Source organism: Domibacillus iocasae, assembly GCF_001750285.1.
Lineage (GTDB): Bacteria > Bacillota > Bacilli > Bacillales > Domibacillaceae > Domibacillus > Domibacillus iocasae.
The window spans coordinates 13,434-30,103 of the sequence record NZ_MAMP01000023.1 but is presented as its reverse complement, the minus strand read 5'-3'; the positions used below and the strand labels follow the sequence as shown (position 1 = coordinate 30,103).

Genomic DNA, 16,670 nt, shown 5'->3' with positions numbered 1-16,670 from the left:
ACAGGCATACGAGATGAACAAAGGTTAAGAATGCGCCTTCCTGTCGCAACGCCTTTGTGACTCACATCTTGTGAGTCTCCGAGGAGCTGGCCGTTGAAGCTAAACAATACTTCACTCTTATTAAGGCCCCTTGGTCAAGCGGTTAAGACACCGCCCTTTCACGGNNCCCTTTCACGGCGGTAACACGGGTTCGAATCCCGTAGGGGTCATACACAAAAAACTCGGTGAGCAAATGCTCACCGAGTTTTTTTATTAGCTATATCGTTAAATCCCTGTGCATTCTTCCCTGTCTGTCAACTTCGATTGAATCACGCTTCTCCTCCACCGCTATTCTCCATAAAATCATATCCTATCCCTGGTTTTTCACTTAAAACAATAGTTGGTCCTTTAAATGGAAATGCTTTGAAGTCGCTTCCTTTTAGCCAGAGTGGAGCGTCTAGATCAATTTTTTTAATATTTGGGTGGGCAGCGGCAATATGAGCGGCAGCCAGCACTCCTGTCCCGCTTTCCATCATACTGCCGATCATGCAGGGAATGCCTCCCGCCTGTGCAATATCAGCAATATGCATCGCCCGGAAAATGCCGCCGGCTTTCATCAATTTAATATTCAGCCAGTCTACAGCCCGCATTTGAACCAGCTCTAGTGCCTGCTTCGGCGAAAAAACACTTTCATCCGCCATGATCGGCGTGTTGACGCGGTCTGTTACATACTTTAAGGATGCCAAATCCCAAGCTGCCACAGGCTGTTCTACCAGATTAATATTCAAACCGGCTTTTTCCCACCCGTCAATAATTCGAACGGCTTCTTTTTTTGTCCATCCCTGGTTCGCGTCGACCCTTATTTCAATTAATGGTCCCACTTCTTCACGAATCGCTTGGATCCGCTCGTGATCTTCCGCGACGTCCAAGCCGGCTTTTATTTTCAATGCGTTAAATCCTTTTTTAACCCCTTCTACTGCATCCTTTACCATCCTATCTGTTTCGTTTATGCTGATTGTCATATCATTTTGAAGAGTATTCGTTTTACCTCCAAATAATTGAAAAAGCGGGACATTCAGCTTCTTTGCGTATGCGTCAAACAAAGCGATTTCCATACCAGCTTTAGCGCTCGTGTTCCCAATACAGGAGTGCTGAATTGTTTGCGATAAAGCGGCAATTTGTTCGATCTCTCTGCCGATTAAGAGCGGAGACAAAATCGTCTGAACAGCTGATTCAATCCCTTGCAGCGAATCACCCGTAATCACAACCGTTGGCGAAGCGGTTCCTACCCCTTCCGTTCCATCTTCAAGCAGGACACGAATCATAACAAATTCGATCGAGGTTACCTTTCTAAGCGCCGTAATAAATGGTTTTATCAATGGAATGGTTTGACAGCTGGGGATTATGTTTCTTATTTTCATAACTATTCTCCTTTCTTTATAGCGAAGATAATAATTATGCATTGAAAATACCAAAATAGGTCCCTAATAAACTGCCAAGAATGACCATCCATATTCCCACCGGAACAAGATCACTGGCAGGTAAAAGCCTTAAAGGATAAGATATGTAATGACAAACCGAATAATGATACTAAACGAAACAAAAAATAATAATACGGCTGCGTAAAAATTAACTTTCTTGAATCACTTCCTCCTATCCAATTAAACACAAATAAAAAAAGACCCTGAACAATGTTCGGGTCATTTAAAAAACGTATTGCATATATATGGGATCGACAGGGAGCAGTGTTATCCGCGTCTTCCGCCTCTTCCACCTCGGCGTGAGTCTGTTTGACGCTTTAATGTTGAAATTCGTTCTTCACTGTCTTTCAAGAAACGGGCCACTTTCGATTCAAAGTTCTCGACTGGCGGCTGGCCTCCACGTGGTCCTTTTTGACGGAAATCACCCTGGCGCTGTGGGCGCGGACGATATTGTGTTTGCGGCTGTGGCGGTGGGTTATCTTTTGCTTTACGAATTGATAAACCAATTTTGCCATCTTTCTCCACATTCAAAACTTTTACTTCCACTTCATCGCCGACTGTTAGATGATCGTTAATATCTTTGACGTAATTATCCGCCACTTCACTAATATGGACGAGACCTGTCGAACCTTCCGGCAGTTGTACGAATGCGCCAAATTTTGTAATGCCGGTTACTTTACCCTGTAACTTGCTGCCCACTTCGATTGACATAAAAAAATTGTTCCTCCTTAAAATTGTTCGAACTTTACTTATTATTATAGTACGTAAAAAAAGCGTGTCAATATGACACTGCTTTCTTTACTGTTCTGAGGTTTGTGCATTTTCGTTTTCTTCAGGTATATTAAAGATAATTTCTCCAGAATCTGACATGAAATAGTATTTCCGTGCAAGCTCTGCAATATACTCATCATCTTTCAGACGGACTAACTCTTCTTCTGATTGTTTTTGCTCCTGCTTAAGCTCTGACAGCGTCGTTTTCGCCTCCGCAAGCTCTTGTTCTTTTTCTTTTAAGCCGCCGGTCTGTGTGACAAGAGCTGACAAAACGGTACCGATAATAACCAGTGCTACTGCAGTAAATGCAGCGAGTCTGCGCATTAATTTTCGCTTATGCCGCACCTTAAACATGGATTTTTTTTCTTCGCTCATGACAAAGGCATTTTTTATGGAAGCTACTTTTTCTTTATTTAATCCGCGCATCGACGTTCCTCCACCATTTATTTTTTCGTACGGACAATTGCCGTCCACGGCCGCACGATCAGCACCTTTACCACCCATAATAATAGAAACTTACTCATTCTGGCAAGAGAAAGTATACATTTTGCTGTGAAAAGGATTGGAATCACAAGAACTAGTCGAATCATTCCATAGATGAGTCGATATAAAAAGCGAATACAGAAAAAAAGCCCATCCACAAGCGGAAGAATAAAGCGCCTCAATCCTGTTATATACATCATGCAGCCCGCCAGCCAAAAAAGAAAAAATGACAGCCGGACAATGCCGTCATTTACATGGTATAAAGAGGCGAATAACAAAACGGCATAATTGATCCAAAATAGCACATCCGTTAAAAAGACAGCACCTTTCTTTTTCGGACGGATGCGCTGATAAATTTCAACCATTAATCCAAAACAAATCCCCATTCCGATCATCGCAATAGCGGTCTCAAACTGCGTACCGAGGCTCATGTCGACCGTTTAAAGAATGATTTTCCAAAACCGCCTTCAACGTACATAAAAGCTGTAATGCGCCCTTCAATGGCTGCTTCTTTCTTCCCCGTATCAAAATGTTTCATCTTCAGGCCTGTGCCGCGGATTTTTAATTTCCCCATCACAGTTTCGAGCAAAAATTCCGTACTGTCAAATCGGTCAACCTGCATCACACCTGTTAACTCAATCATTTTACGCCCGTCCATTTTTACGGTATGGCTTTGTCTTATGTCCATCGCATCCATCCCCTTTATAGACATGCTATGCACAGAAAGCCCCTTTCATGAAAAAAACACCCGCCTTAAAAGATTGCTTTCGATTAGTCACCTAGCTGTTCTTCTTTAAGCAATGTATACATGCCGGCTGCTTCTTCTTTTTTCGTTGTATCAAGCAGCTTTTCAATTTGCACCGTCATGACGCGGCGGCCGAGACGGATCGTCAGTTCATCGCCTTCTTTTACATTTGAACTCGCTTTTCCTTCTGTTCCGTTAATCAAAATTCGGCCTTGATCCGCCACTTCTTTGGCCAGCGTGCGCCGTTTAATAATCCGGGACACTTTTAAAAATTTATCGAGTCTCATTTTCTTTCCTCCTGTTTCGCTAAATCCCAAAATGAATCCAATTCATGAAGGGTAAAATCCGAAAACGGACGACCGCTCTCGAGGACACGCTCTTCTACAAAGCTAAAGCGGCGGCGGAACTTGCGGTTAATCGCCTGAAGCGCTTCTTCTGGATGAATATCGTAGAAACGGGCCACGTTAATGAGGGTAAACAGGACGTCCCCAAATTCTTCTCGCAGCTTATCCGGCTGGCCCGATCCCGTTTCTGCTAAAAACTCAATCCATTCTTCTTTTACTTTTTCAATCGCACCAGATGCATCCGGCCAGTCAAAACCTGTTTTCGCCGCTTTTTTCTGAAGGTCGTAGGCTTCCATCATCGCTGGCTGCCCTTTCGGAATGCCATCGAGCACTTTTTCTCTCTTATGTCCATTTTCTGCAGCTTTAATTTCCTGCCAGTTTGCTTTTACATCCTCAGCTGTTTCGGCCGTGGCTTCACCAAACACGTGCGGGTGACGGCGAACCATTTTTGCCGACGTCGATTCAATCACATCATCGATTGAGAACATCCCTTCATCCTCACCAATTTGTGCGTGCAGGAGCACCTGAAGCAGCACATCGCCAAGCTCAGCAGCCATTTCATCGTCATCTTCATTATCAATCGCTTCAAATAGCTCATACGTTTCTTCAAGTAAATACTTTTTTAAAGAAGCATGTGTTTGTTTAAGATCCCACGGGCAGCCATTCTCCGGGTCTCGAAGACGTGCAATAATACCGCGCAGCACCGAAAATTCACGATATGTATTTTCTTCTTTTTGGACAGGCGGCACGTATACGCTCGTTAAGTTGTTCAGCTCCATTCCATGATCAAGCTTATAAAGCGGCACGGTCCGCACGACTTCATGCTCACTTCCGGCCGCTGTTACAATCATTACTTCATGCTCGTCCGGGTACTTTTCCATCAGTGTCAGCTTCACGTCTGATGCAACAAGTGAATCATATACTTGGGCAATAATAAGGTGGCTGAAAATATGAAGATCATCCCGGTTTAAGGCTGTACCATCAAGCAGACCAAAGCCATCTGCCGGGTCAACTTCTACACTTGTAAACAAAGCATCAAGAAAGCTTTGTCCGCCAGCAATAACGACATCCGCTTTTCCGGCCCGTTTTCGCTCAAGTAACAGCTGAACTGTTTTTTCCGCCGCCATTGGATGGCCGGGAACGGCATAGATGACAGGTTCATGAATGGATTTTTCTAAAAGTTCTGTTACAATCTCGTCATATACCGCATCAAACCGGTCATGCTTTTCATAAATCGCATCAAAGCTTTCAAACTGAATACCTTCTTTTTTTAATTCGGCCACCGCTGGATGATCCATCGTTCGAAGCCAAACAGTTTTAGCCTGTTTTAGCAGCCGGTATACGCCAAGCGGCATTTGATCTAAGTTCGCTGCCCCAAGGCCAACAATGGTTATTTTATGCATTGCTATCTGTCACTTCCTTTTATTCTCTCTCCTCGCCCGCTTGGCAAGCTTATCGCCAAAAGGGAGGATACGCAAATCGTCATCATTCCATATTCTCCATTTTATCATGAAAACCAAAAACAAACAGGCGCCGAGGAATGCCCCGCTTACCGCGGCAGCACCATTCCATATTCTCCCTGCATCCGTTGGAAGAATGAGCTGCACAAATAAATAGACAACGAACGCCATGATCAGCGCTGCAGCTATTGTTTTTAGCACAAACACACGTGTCAAAAGCGGTGCCTGATTTTTTACCCATATCACCGTTAAAAATAAGACACCGGCCAGAAGCGAACCTGCTGTCGCAAATGCGGCACCGTACAACCCATATGATGGAATTAAAAATGCGTTTGCTCCCCATTTGACAGCAACCGTGATTGCGGTTCCCGCGGCCGGTATCCAGTCATTTCCTCTTCCTTGAAAAACCGCGTTCATTACCGCCATCATTGAATAAAAAAAGATCGATAATCCAAAAACAGCTAAAAACCCTGAGCCATCCGCCGTTTTAAAAAGCATCGTATTCAGCGGAATCATAACAGCAGCAAGGCCCGCAGAAGCGGCAAGCCCAAGCGCAAAACTGACACGAAGCGCCAACTGGCTGAATGCGGCTTCCGCTTTTTGGTTTTGTTCTTTCCATGCTTTCGAAATCAGTGGAACAATGGTTAATGAAATAGACACAGCTGCCACAACACCAAGCTGCAGCAGCGGCTGGCCGCGATCATAAACGCCTTTCCACATTTTCGCGTCCGCTGCCGCCATATCAGAGGCAATCAGTCCGCTGTACACTTGAAAAGAATCCGCCAGCTGCAAAAAAACAAGCGTCAATGCAGACAAACAAATTGCGGTCCCGCATGTGATAATCTCTACCGCTGTCCTGCGGTCAAACAGAAACAAAATACTCCGCTTTTGCTTTCGGCTGTGCTTCCAAACGACAAAAGCTGATACTGCCATTCCGAGCAGCGATCCAGTAACAGCACCGAGTCCCGCTTCATAAAGTGTTCTATCCGACAAAACGGCATAAGCTGAAAAAAGTAAAATGGCTGCGACCCTGACAGACTGTTCCGCCATTTGAGAGGAGGCGGTCAGTTCCATATTGCCGCTCCCTTGAAACGTTCCCCGCTTCACCGCAATATACGGAACAAATAAAAAAAACAGCGCACTGCATTGAATGAGCGGCTTCAGTGCTTTATCACCCATTGATGCGGCCATCCATCCGGCGCTGAAAAAAAGCAATAAAAAAGCGATAAAACCCATCGTACCAATTGTTATAAAAGCGGTATGGACAGCCACCTGACTTCTCCGTTCATCCGCCTCTGCCACTATACGGGATAATATAACCGGAAAACCGGACACAGCAAGCCCCGCGGCAATTCCGTAAAATGGATACACTTGCTGATAAATATAAAAGCCGGTATCCCCGACTATATTTTGAAAAGGCACACGGTACACCGCGCTTAACACTTTTACAAATATCGCGGCAGTTGTCAGCAAAACCGCTCCTTTTAATAGTGACTTCTCTGTTTCCATGCAACCACCTCAGTGACTACTTTACGCATTTTTTTTCTTTTTGAAAAGAAAAATCCGGCTCCCTTAAGGGAGGCCGGATTAATGCTCCATCTGTTTACCGAAAAAAGCTGCAGCGACGAACGCCGCTTTTTGTTCAGCCTCGCCGGCTGACCGCTCTTCTGAAAATAAAACAACAGCTCCAATCGTGTCACCGGCTGCAATAATCGGTGTGATAAAATACGATTCTGCTTCTACTGTCCGGCCGTCCGCCAATTCGACGCTGCGCCGTTCATTGCTTTCAGCTGAACGCCTTTCCTGAATAACGGATTCCACAACCGGACCGATTTTTCGTTCCACATAATCTTTCTTTTTCACACCCGCAGCAGAGATAACAGTGTCTCGGTCACAAATAAGCACCGCGTAATTCAGGCTGTCATGCAGCGCTTCTGCATATTCCTGTGAAAAATCACCCAGTTCTGTAAAAGGTGAATATTTTTTTAAAATGACTTCGCCATCGCGATCCACAAAAATCTCCAGTGGATCTCCTTCACGAATTCGAAGTGTACGGCGGATTTCTTTCGGAATGACTACACGGCCAAGATCATCAATGCGTCGAACAATACCTGTAGCTTTCATCATAGGCTGCCTCTCTTTCACCATCAAAATATCAAAACCATTTCTTGGTGTTAGTATCTTTCACAAAGAAGCATTCTATACATGAAGTTATACTTGTTTTTTTGCTGTTTCCAGTTCTTTAATAAGTTCAAATGAAGCATTGAACCAGCCTTGCTCCGGCGCTTTTTTTACATCGATTGTTATTTTCAAGCGCTGGTCCTCCATTCCAAGCCCGCACATGCGGCCAAATTTATTACAAATGGCGAATACCTTAGAGCCGTCAATTTCTTTTGTACCCTCATCGCTCATTAAAATGGTGACCGTGTCTCTTGATTGCTTAATGGATTCCAGTTTCGTTTTAGCCGCATGAATTTTCATTTCTGCTACCGTAAATAAATCTGCCACTTCTTGCGGATAGTCGCCAAAACGATCGGTCATTTCTTCTTTCAGCTCATTTATTTCATCAAATGAATCTGCTGAACGGAATCGCTTATACATATCAATTTTCTGTGCACTGTCGGTAATATACGCATCTGGAATATACGCATCAATCGTGACGTCCACTTCGAATGAAGGCACCTTTTCTTCTTTGTCGCCGCCCTGTTTTTGTTCAATTGCTTCTTTCAGCATTTGTGAATACAAATCAAAGCCGACAGAATCGATAAAGCCGTGTTGCTGGGAGCCGAGTAAATTACCCGCACCGCGGATCGATAAATCGCGCATGGCTATTTTAAAGCCTGAACCGAGCTCCGTAAATTCTTTAATGGCTTGAAGGCGTTTTTCTGCTGGTTCAGACAACACTTTGTCTTTCCGGTACATAAAATACGAATACGCAACCCGGTTGGACCGTCCGACACGCCCGCGGATTTGATACAGCTGAGACAGTCCCATCCGGTCGGCATCATGAACGATTAATGTATTCACATTTGGAATATCGACGCCGGTTTCAATGATTGTTGTTGTCACCAGTACGTCTGATTCTCCTTCTAAAAAGCCGAGAATCACGGCTTCAAGCTCTGTTTCTGTCATTTGGCCGTGCGCATAGGCAACCCGCGCATCTGGAACGAGCATCGAAATTTCATCGGCACGCCGCTCAATGTCTTCAACCCGGTTATATAAGTAAAATACCTGTCCGCCCCGCGCAATTTCCCGTTCAGCTGCTTCACGGATAAGGCCGAGATTATGCTCAACGACGTACGTTTGGACAGGAAAACGGTTTTCCGGCGGCGTTTCAATGACCGACAGATCCCGCACACCAAGCATCGACATATGAAGCGTTCGTGGAATAGGCGTCGCTGTCAGCGTCAGCACGTCTACATTTGTTTTCAGCTGCTTAATTTTTTCTTTATGCGTGACACCAAACCGCTGTTCTTCATCGACGACAAGCAGGCCAAGGTCTTGATACTGCACGTCTTTTGACAAAAGACGGTGCGTGCCGATCACAATATCGACCGTTCCTGCTTTTAAGCCTTTCAGCGTTTCCGTTTGCTGCTTGCGTGTGCGGAAGCGGCTGAGCAGGCCAACGTTAACCGGAAAGTCCTGCAGCCGTTCTTTCAGCGTTTCATAATGCTGCTGGGCCAATATGGTTGTTGGAACTAAAATTGCTACCTGCTTGCCGTCCGCCGTTGCTTTAAACGCCGCGCGGATCGCAACTTCTGTTTTCCCATAGCCAACATCACCACAAAGCAGGCGGTCCATCGGCTGTTCGCGTTCCATGTCACGCTTAATTTCTTGAATCGAACGCAGCTGGTCTTCTGTTTCTTCATACGGAAAAGCAGCTTCAAATTCACGCTGCATGTCTCCATCCGGTGAAAAAGCGTAACCGCGTGCTGCTTCCCGCTCAGCATAAAGCTTAATTAAATCATCCGCAATGTCCTGAACCGATGACTCAACTTTCTTTTTCACCCGTTTCCATTCACTGCCGCCGAGCTTATAAATTTTCGGCTCTTTTCCTTCTGAACCAACATATTTTTGCACGAGTTCAATTTGCTCAACCGGCACGAACAATTCATCTGTGCCCTGGTATTTAATTTTCAAATAATCTTTATGAACGTTGTTAATTTGGAGTGTTTCAATGCCAAGGTACTTTCCGATTCCGTGATTTACATGAACGACGTAATCACCTGTTTTCAGTTCTGAGTAGCTTTTGATCCGCTCAGCATTTGAAAGCTTTTGGCGCCGCTTGCTTTTTGGTGCTCTTTTATTAAACAGCTCCTGCTCCGTAACGACCGCAACCTTTAACAATGGAAATTCAAATCCGGATGTTAAAGCGCCAGGACCTGTTTGGACGACACCTTCGATCACTTCGTTTTGGTCTTTCAGCATAGTGATTTCCATGCCATAGTCATTTAATGTCGCTTTTATCTTTTCAACTCGTTCCATCGTTTCGCCTAAAAAAAGCACCGTTGTCCCGGATTTTTTCCACCGCTCTACTTCTCCTTCAAGCACATTCATTTGACCATGGAAATTTTGCATTGGGCGTGCGGAAAAATTGACGATGTTTTCTGGTTTTCCACCAGCTGTCTGACGCATAAATAACGATAAATAGACAGAAGGCTGAACAGTTGCCTGAATCGCTTCTTGAAGAGTGTGTGCGAGCGTTAAGCCATGAACCGCTTTTCCATCTTCAATAAGAGCGGTATACCATTCTGCTTCCTCTTTTTCCAGTGACTCACTTATTTCCTTAATTCGGCTCATTTCATCAAAAAAGACGACCCCATTTTCCGGCAAGTATGATGTCACAAGCGTCGTTTGAGCGTACAGCAGCGACGTATATTTGCCCAGCTCATCGATACGGATGCCTTGTTTTAACTTTTCAATATCGGCGCTTACATAAGAAGAAAGCTGCTTTTTCACTTCTGGGCTGCCGATTTTTTTTAATGTATCATCCAGCGCGTCTTGAAGCCGTCCGGCCAATGCAGCCAGTTCTTCCGCCGAAGCCGGCATTTCCGCCGCCGGACCAATCAAAATAGAGTTCATGTTTTCAATGGAACGCTGTGTATCCGGCGCAAATGTCCGGATAGAATCAATTTCTGTATCAAACAGCTCGATTCGGACCGGGTGCTCGGATGTGAGCGGATAAAGATCAATGATTCCGCCGCGAATACTGAATTCACCAGGCGCGTAGACCATGTCCGCCCTCTCATAACCCATTTCCACGAGCTCGTGTTTTAGGTTCTCCAGTTCCACTTCTTCTCCAGCTGTAAATATTTTTTGAAGTCGCTTCCATCTATCTTTTGAAGGAAGCAATTTTTTTAAACCAGCTACAGGCACAATATATATCCCAGTTCCTTGCAATGCCAGATGGTTCAGCATCTCAATGCGCTGGGCGCGCAACTCTGGACTGGCAATACTGATTTCCGCTGCAATCAGTTCATTGGCAGCATACACATATACGTGTTCGTCTGGTATAAATTGAACGATATCGTCATACAGTTTTTGAGCCTGAAGCATATTGTATGTAATAATCATCACTGGCTTTTGAAGCTTTCGGTGTGCGGCAGCTGCGAAAACAGCACGCAGTGAACCGGACAGGCCCGCGGCCAGCTGTTCTTTCATCCCTAGCTCCATTCCATTGATGACAGATACCGCTTCATCATTCTTTAAAAATAAATCAAGTAAATGGTTCATCCCGATTGTTCCCCCTTTTCCAAAACAGAAAAACGCTTTGGGGCATACGCCCAAAGCTTTTTTACGCTCCATACCTATTGGTTAAAGTCATTCATGACATCAATAAATGAATGGTCTACTGCTTGAATACAAGCTGCTGCGCTTTTTTCTACCGCTTGATTCATTACGATTCGCTCATCGCTGCTAAATTTACCTAGAACGTAATCGACAACCTTCATTGGACCATCCGGCCGGCCAATTCCAACCCGTACCCGTTTAAATTGATCTGTCCCTAAATGGGCAATCGTCGATTTGATGCCATTGTGGCCGCCGGCACTGCCTTTTTGCCGAAGTCGTATTTTCCCCTGTGGCAGGTCAAGATCATCGTATACAACGACTACATCATCCGGTTCAATGCTATAATAACGCATCACTTCACTAATGCTTTCACCTGATAAGTTCATATATGTGAGCGGCTTCAATAAAATGACTTTTTCTGTTCCTTTTCGAACAATGCCGTATATGCCTTTGTGTTTCGCTTCAGTTAATTCGGCGCCGAGCTGTTTAGCCAATTCATCAATAACGTCAAAGCCAATATTGTGGCGTGTTTCCGCATATTTTACGCCTGGATTGCCAAGGCCTGCGATTAATTTCATCTTTCATTGCACCTCAATTTTCACAGTTATTTTTAGTATACATGACTGCATGCAAAAAAAACAGGCAGATTACTCTGCCTGTCTTCATTCAAATGATTAGTCTTCTTTTGTTTCTCCTTCAGTAGATGCTTCTGTTTCACTTGTCTCTTCAGTACCTTCTTCTGTTTCCTCCAGTTTTTGTGGAGGAAGAACAGAAACAATTGTGTCTTCGTCCTCATTTTCAATCGTAAAATCATATTTATCACGAATATCACCGACTGAAATCGAGTCACCAATCGCAAGTTCTGATACATCAATAGATATGTGCTCAGGGAAATCTGATACTTTCGCTGTAACGTTTAATTCGAATAATGGCTGCTGAATAACGCCGCCTTCTTTAGAACCAACCGCTTCTCCTTCAATATCCACACGCACTTGAGAGGTGATCTCAGATGAACGGTCAACCGCCAGAAAGTCCGCATGGACAATAAATCCTTTGATTGGATCCTGCTGATATTCCTGCAAAATCACATCGTGCTTGCTTCCGGCTACATCTAATGAAATTAAACCATTTCTTCCTACTTCACGGATCACTTTAATGAACTCAGATTCTTCAACGGATACCGGTTCAGATTCCACGCCTTTTCCATATATAACAGCGGGGAATGAGCCTGCTGTACGAATTTTAGTTAATGCTGCCCTCGTAAAACCTTCACGTTTCTTTGCTTGTAATTTACTCATAGCTGATCTTCACCTTCCTGATTTATAAAATCGTTCATTTTTTATGTGTACATGATTGTATATTCCCAAAGAAGGTGATTTATAAACATGAACAGTACAAAAAGAAACCCAACACCTCGGAAGGAATTGGGTTTCGGGTAATGATTAATCGAACAGAGTGCTGACAGACTGATCTTCATGCACACGAATGATCGCTTCGCCAATGAGCGGCGCAACCGATAATTCCACGACCTTGTCTGTTTTCTTTTCAGGCGAAAGCGCAATTGAGTTTGTTACAACGAGCTCTTTAATATTTGAGCTTTCAATACGCTCCATGGCAGGTCCTGACAAAACCGGGTGCGTACAGCACGCATACACTTCTTTCGCACCGCTTTCTGAAATGGCGTTCGCCGCAAGTGTAATTGTGCCGGCTGTATCGATAATATCATCGATCAAAATGGCAATCTTACCGTCGACGTTTCCAACAATGTTCATTACTTCCGACACGTTCGGACGGGGACGGCGCTTATCGATAATCGCAATCGGGGCTTTAAGGCGGTCCGCAAGCTTACGCGCACGAGTTACACCGCCATGATCTGGCGACACGATAACGATTTCGTCCTTGTTGAGCCCTTTTTCTTGAAAATATTGGCCTAAAATTGGCACACCCATTAAATGATCGATCGGGACATCAAAAAATCCTTGAATTTGTGGCGCATGAAGATCCAGTGTAATCAAACGGGTCGTTCCCGCTGTCTCAAGCAAGTTCGCAACAAGTTTTGCTGTAATCGGCTCACGGGCACGCGCTTTCCGATCTTGGCGCGCATATCCATAATACGGAATAACAACGTTGATTGTTTTTGCTGACGCTCGTTTTAAAGCGTCAATCATAATGAGCAGTTCCATCAAATGTTCATTAACCGGGCCACTTGTTGATTGAACGATGTACACATCGCAGCCGCGGATGCTTTCTTCAATGTTAATCTGTACTTCTCCATCACTGAAACGGGTAACGGAACATTTGCCAAGTTCAACTCCGATAAATTCTGCAATTTCCTGGGCAAGTGCCGGGTTGGAATTTAGCGAAAAGATTTTCAAATTTGGATCTAAATACTGATTGCTCATGATGACCTCCACTGTCCTGATTTAATCATTTTTTGGGAATATTTTCCGAACGTAATTTTCTTTATTCACTTGACGGGCCCGTGCAATGGCCATTGATTCTTCCGGTACTTCATCAGTAATTGTTGATCCAGCTGCCACATACGCGCCTTTTTTCACCGTTACAGGTGCTACAAGGTTGGAATTACAGCCAATAAACGCGCCGTCTTCAATCGTTGTTAAAAACTTGTTTTTCCCGTCGTAATTGACCGTAATGGTGCCACAGCCGATATTTACATCACTGCCGACTTGTGCGTCACCAATATAGCTTAAATGAGACGCCTTGCTGCCTTTGCCAAATGACGCTTTTTTCACTTCCACAAAGTTACCGATTTTCACTTCGTCTGCAAGGTTGGACTGCGGGCGGATGTGCGCAAACGGCCCAATGTTCACATCTGAGCCAATTTGGCTGTCAAAGGCTGCCGACTGGCGAATGAACGTCCGGTTTCCAATTTCACATTCGTTAATTTCACTGTTCGGTCCAATAATGCAGTCTTCACCGATTGTTGTACTGCCAGAAAGAACCGTTCCGGGGTGAACCACTGTATCCGAACCGATAACAACATCCGGCCCAATATACGTATTTTGCGGATCAATAATCGTTACACCCGCGCGCATGTGCTGTTCATTAATCCGCGCCCGCATAAGACGCTCTGCTTCACTAAGAGCAACACGATCATTGACGCCGAGTGTTTCATCAAAGCTTTCTGTTTGATATGCAGAAACTGTTTCCCCAGCCGCTTTTAAAATTTCAATAACGTCCGGCAAGTAATATTCACCTTGTACGTTATCATTTGAAACCTTTTTAAGCGCGTCAAATAGCGCTTTATTATCAAAGCAGTATGTGCCGGTATTAATTTCTTTCACAGCCCGTTCTTCTGGCGATGCATCTTTGTGTTCGACGATCCGGCTGACAGAATTGTCTGCTCCCCGAATAATGCGGCCATATCCATCTGGCCTTTCCGCATAAGCTGTTAAGATGGTCGCTTTTGCATTTGTGTCTTCATGATGCTTCACGAGCGCTTCCATTGTTGATGTTTGAATGAGAGGTGTATCACCGCATACGATGAGCGTGCAGCCTTCTTTCCCTTCCAAAATCGATTGCGCCTGAATCACAGCATGAGCGGTCCCAAGCTGTTCTGCCTGCAATGCATAAGCAGAACGGCTGCCAAGCTGTGCTTTTACTTTATCTGCGCCGTGGCCCACAATCGTCACGATTTGTTCTGTATGTAAACCTGAAATTTGATCAATAACATGTTCTACCATTGGCTTTCCACAGACCGGGTGTAGCACTTTGTACAATTTCGACTTCATGCGCGTTCCCTGTCCCGCAGCCAAAATGACAGCGTAAATATTCGTCATGAATGAAAGGCCTCCTCACCTGATTATCCACTATTGAATATATCTTAAATACCAGTTGATTTCAATCATAGCAGGAAAATGACACATTTTTGACAACGCAAAAAAAGAGCCCTTCACATTCGTTAGGCTCTTGCTGGAAAAAACGGAGTCTAATGCGCTGCTGAAATAAAAAACATGATTACGCTTCTTCAAGCGCAACCAGCTCTTCATTCTCCAATTTGCATACACGATGGTATTCTTCAAGGACTGTATCTTGAATTTTTCCGCGGGTTCCGGAATTGATCGGGTGCGCAATGTCGCGGAATTCTCCTTCCGGTGTCCGTTTGCTTGGCATTGCCACAAACAGGCCGTTATTGCCCTCAATGACGCGAATGTCATGAATAACAAATTCTCCGTCAAATGTAATCGATGCGATCGCTCTCATTCGGCCATCTGTTTGAACACGGCGCAATCTTATGTCTGTTATTTCCACGCATATTCACCCCCTTTTCCCCTATTAAAAACAGCTTAAACTAATTATTCCATAATCGTTGCAATATTCCTTCTTTTTTAGCCAAAAAAATTTATATAAAAAACCGGCACGAGGCCGGTTTATGGTTTTACAAGCGCAATAACTTCAATTTCCACTTTCACATCTTTCGGAAGACGCGCCACTTCAACGCACGAACGGGCAGGCTTGTGCGTTGAGAAATATTCCCCGTATACATCATTAAAAGGGGCAAATTCATTCATATCCGAGAGAAAAACAGTTGCTTTCACAACGTTTTCAAAAGAAGCTCCTGCTTCTTCAAGAACAGCTTTTAAATTTGCGAATACTTGATGTGTCTGCTCTTCAATTGTGCCTTCGACAAGGGCACCTTCTGCTGTAAGCGGAATTTGGCCAGAGCTGTAAAATAAGTTATTTACAACAACCCCTTGTGAGTACGGTCCAATTGCTGCAGGTGCGTTTGTTGTATTGATAATATTCATTCTGATTCCCCCTGTAAAAATTCATTGTTTTTTATGAAATAATTGCCTTCCACAACAGAGATGGCGGCATCCTTTTCATTTACATTTTGTAATTTAACGAGTGAAATATAGTCATCAATTAGACAATCCGGGTATTCCGCTTCGACAAGAACGGCAATTCCAGCGACCGAAGCATTAAATTCAGCCAGCAGGCTGATCATGCCGTTGATCGTGCCGCCGCCTTTCATAAAATCATCAACGAGGAGCACTTTCGATCCCTCTTTTAAGCTGCGTTTTGACAATACCATTGCCTGAATGCGCTTTGTTGAGCCTGACACATAGTTGATGCTGACCGTCGAGCCTTCTGTCACCTTGCTGTCGCGCCGAACGACAACAACCGGCACATTTAAGTGAGCCGCAATCGCATGGGCAATAGGAATACCTTTTGCGGCAACCGTCATAACAGCGTCGATTTTTTTATCTGCATACGCTGATGCGAGCAGCTTGCCGATTTTATTTATTGTAGACGGGTTTCCAAGCAAATCCATAATATATAAATAACCGCCTGGCAAAAGGCGTCCCGGATTTTCAATTTGCCGGCATAACTCTGCAATAAAATTTTTCGCGGTTTTTTTATCCACACGCGCATAGAATTTCACACCGCCCGCGGCACCCGGAACAGTCTGAAGCGTGCCAATGCCGCGTTTCTCAAATGTTTCTTTAATAATAGCGAGGTCTTCACTAATGGAAGACTTGGCAGAACCAAATCTTTCCGCAAAAAGGGTCAATGACACAAGCTGATGGGGATGCTCCAATAAATAGTGCGTCATATCAATAATACGTTCACTTCGACGAAACTTCATCGTTCT

General features: G+C 44.4%; 17 protein-coding genes and 1 tRNA gene. 1 reads left to right on the top strand and 17 read right to left on the bottom strand.

Features of this window, described 5'->3' with window-relative positions; all coding sequences use genetic code 11:
• The first annotated feature begins 124 nt into the window (after positions 1–124).
• Positions 125–209: transfer RNA gene (locus BA724_RS14020), tRNA-OTHER, on the top strand.
• 99 nt (positions 210–308) lie between these two features.
• Here the strand turns inward: BA724_RS14020 and BA724_RS14015 are convergent.
• From BA724_RS14015 to purR, 17 genes are all read right to left on the bottom strand, one after another.
• Positions 309–1,400, bottom strand: coding sequence for a dipeptide epimerase (locus BA724_RS14015; RefSeq protein ID WP_069939303.1), 1,092 nt, complete (start codon positions 1,398–1,400; stop codon positions 309–311).
• A 327-nt stretch (positions 1,401–1,727) separates the two neighbouring features.
• Positions 1,728–2,171: a S1 domain-containing RNA-binding protein gene (locus BA724_RS14010; protein WP_069939302.1), complete on the bottom strand. Its 444-nt coding sequence runs from the start codon at positions 2,169–2,171 to the stop codon at positions 1,728–1,730.
• A gap of 87 nt (positions 2,172–2,258) precedes the next feature.
• Entirely contained in the window at positions 2,259–2,657 is a 399-nt protein-coding gene (locus BA724_RS14005) for an FtsB family cell division protein (protein ID WP_069939301.1), read from the bottom strand.
• A 17-nt stretch (positions 2,658–2,674) separates the two neighbouring features.
• Positions 2,675–3,145, bottom strand: coding sequence for a spore cortex biosynthesis protein YabQ (gene yabQ, locus BA724_RS14000; RefSeq protein ID WP_069939300.1), 471 nt, complete (start codon positions 3,143–3,145; stop codon positions 2,675–2,677).
• A complete protein-coding gene (locus BA724_RS13995; RefSeq protein WP_245676223.1) occupies positions 3,142–3,402 on the bottom strand; it encodes a YabP/YqfC family sporulation protein in 261 nt (86 codons plus the stop codon). Before BA724_RS13995 ends, yabQ begins: the two co-directional genes overlap by 4 nt.
• 83 nt (positions 3,403–3,485) lie before the next feature.
• Entirely contained in the window at positions 3,486–3,746 is a 261-nt protein-coding gene (locus tag BA724_RS13990) for an RNA-binding S4 domain-containing protein (RefSeq protein ID WP_069939299.1), read from the bottom strand.
• On the bottom strand, positions 3,743–5,206 hold the full coding sequence (yabN, locus tag BA724_RS13985) for a bifunctional methyltransferase/pyrophosphohydrolase YabN (RefSeq protein ID WP_069939298.1): 1,464 nt from the start codon (positions 5,204–5,206) through the stop codon (positions 3,743–3,745). The genes BA724_RS13990 and yabN overlap by 4 nt, the downstream gene beginning before the upstream one ends.
• 9 nt (positions 5,207–5,215) lie before the next feature.
• Complete coding sequence (locus tag BA724_RS13980) at positions 5,216–6,772, bottom strand: putative polysaccharide biosynthesis protein (protein WP_069939297.1); 1,557 nt, start codon at positions 6,770–6,772, stop codon at positions 5,216–5,218.
• A gap of 78 nt (positions 6,773–6,850) precedes the next feature.
• Positions 6,851–7,387 carry a stage V sporulation protein T gene (spoVT, locus tag BA724_RS13975; protein WP_069939306.1) on the bottom strand — a complete coding sequence of 179 codons (537 nt, stop codon included), beginning with the start codon at positions 7,385–7,387 and terminating at the stop codon, positions 6,851–6,853.
• A gap of 87 nt (positions 7,388–7,474) precedes the next feature.
• Positions 7,475–10,996, bottom strand: a complete 3,522-nt coding sequence (gene mfd, locus BA724_RS13970; RefSeq protein WP_069939296.1) for a transcription-repair coupling factor — start codon at positions 10,994–10,996, stop codon at positions 7,475–7,477.
• A gap of 74 nt (positions 10,997–11,070) precedes the next feature.
• The gene (pth, locus tag BA724_RS13965) at positions 11,071–11,631 is read right to left on the bottom strand and encodes an aminoacyl-tRNA hydrolase (protein WP_069939295.1); all 561 of its coding nucleotides are present in this window, start codon (positions 11,629–11,631) and stop codon (positions 11,071–11,073) included.
• Between the two features lie 96 nt (positions 11,632–11,727).
• Entirely contained in the window at positions 11,728–12,351 is a 624-nt protein-coding gene (locus BA724_RS13960; RefSeq protein WP_069939294.1) for a 50S ribosomal protein L25/general stress protein Ctc, read from the bottom strand.
• Between the two features lie 144 nt (positions 12,352–12,495).
• Positions 12,496–13,455, bottom strand: coding sequence for a ribose-phosphate diphosphokinase (locus BA724_RS13955; protein WP_069939293.1), 960 nt, complete (start codon positions 13,453–13,455; stop codon positions 12,496–12,498).
• A gap of 21 nt (positions 13,456–13,476) precedes the next feature.
• The gene (glmU, locus tag BA724_RS13950; protein ID WP_069939292.1) at positions 13,477–14,853 is read right to left on the bottom strand and encodes a bifunctional UDP-N-acetylglucosamine diphosphorylase/glucosamine-1-phosphate N-acetyltransferase GlmU; all 1,377 of its coding nucleotides are present in this window, start codon (positions 14,851–14,853) and stop codon (positions 13,477–13,479) included.
• Between the two features lie 178 nt (positions 14,854–15,031).
• Entirely contained in the window at positions 15,032–15,325 is a 294-nt protein-coding gene (spoVG, locus tag BA724_RS13945) for a septation regulator SpoVG (protein ID WP_069939291.1), read from the bottom strand.
• Positions 15,326–15,444: 119 nt separating this feature from the next.
• On the bottom strand, positions 15,445–15,822 hold the full coding sequence (locus BA724_RS13940) for a RidA family protein (protein WP_069939290.1): 378 nt from the start codon (positions 15,820–15,822) through the stop codon (positions 15,445–15,447).
• Positions 15,819–16,664 carry a pur operon repressor gene (gene purR, locus BA724_RS13935; RefSeq protein WP_069939289.1) on the bottom strand — a complete coding sequence of 282 codons (846 nt, stop codon included), beginning with the start codon at positions 16,662–16,664 and terminating at the stop codon, positions 15,819–15,821. Before purR ends, BA724_RS13940 begins: the two co-directional genes overlap by 4 nt.
• Positions 16,665–16,670: the final 6 nt, after the last annotated feature.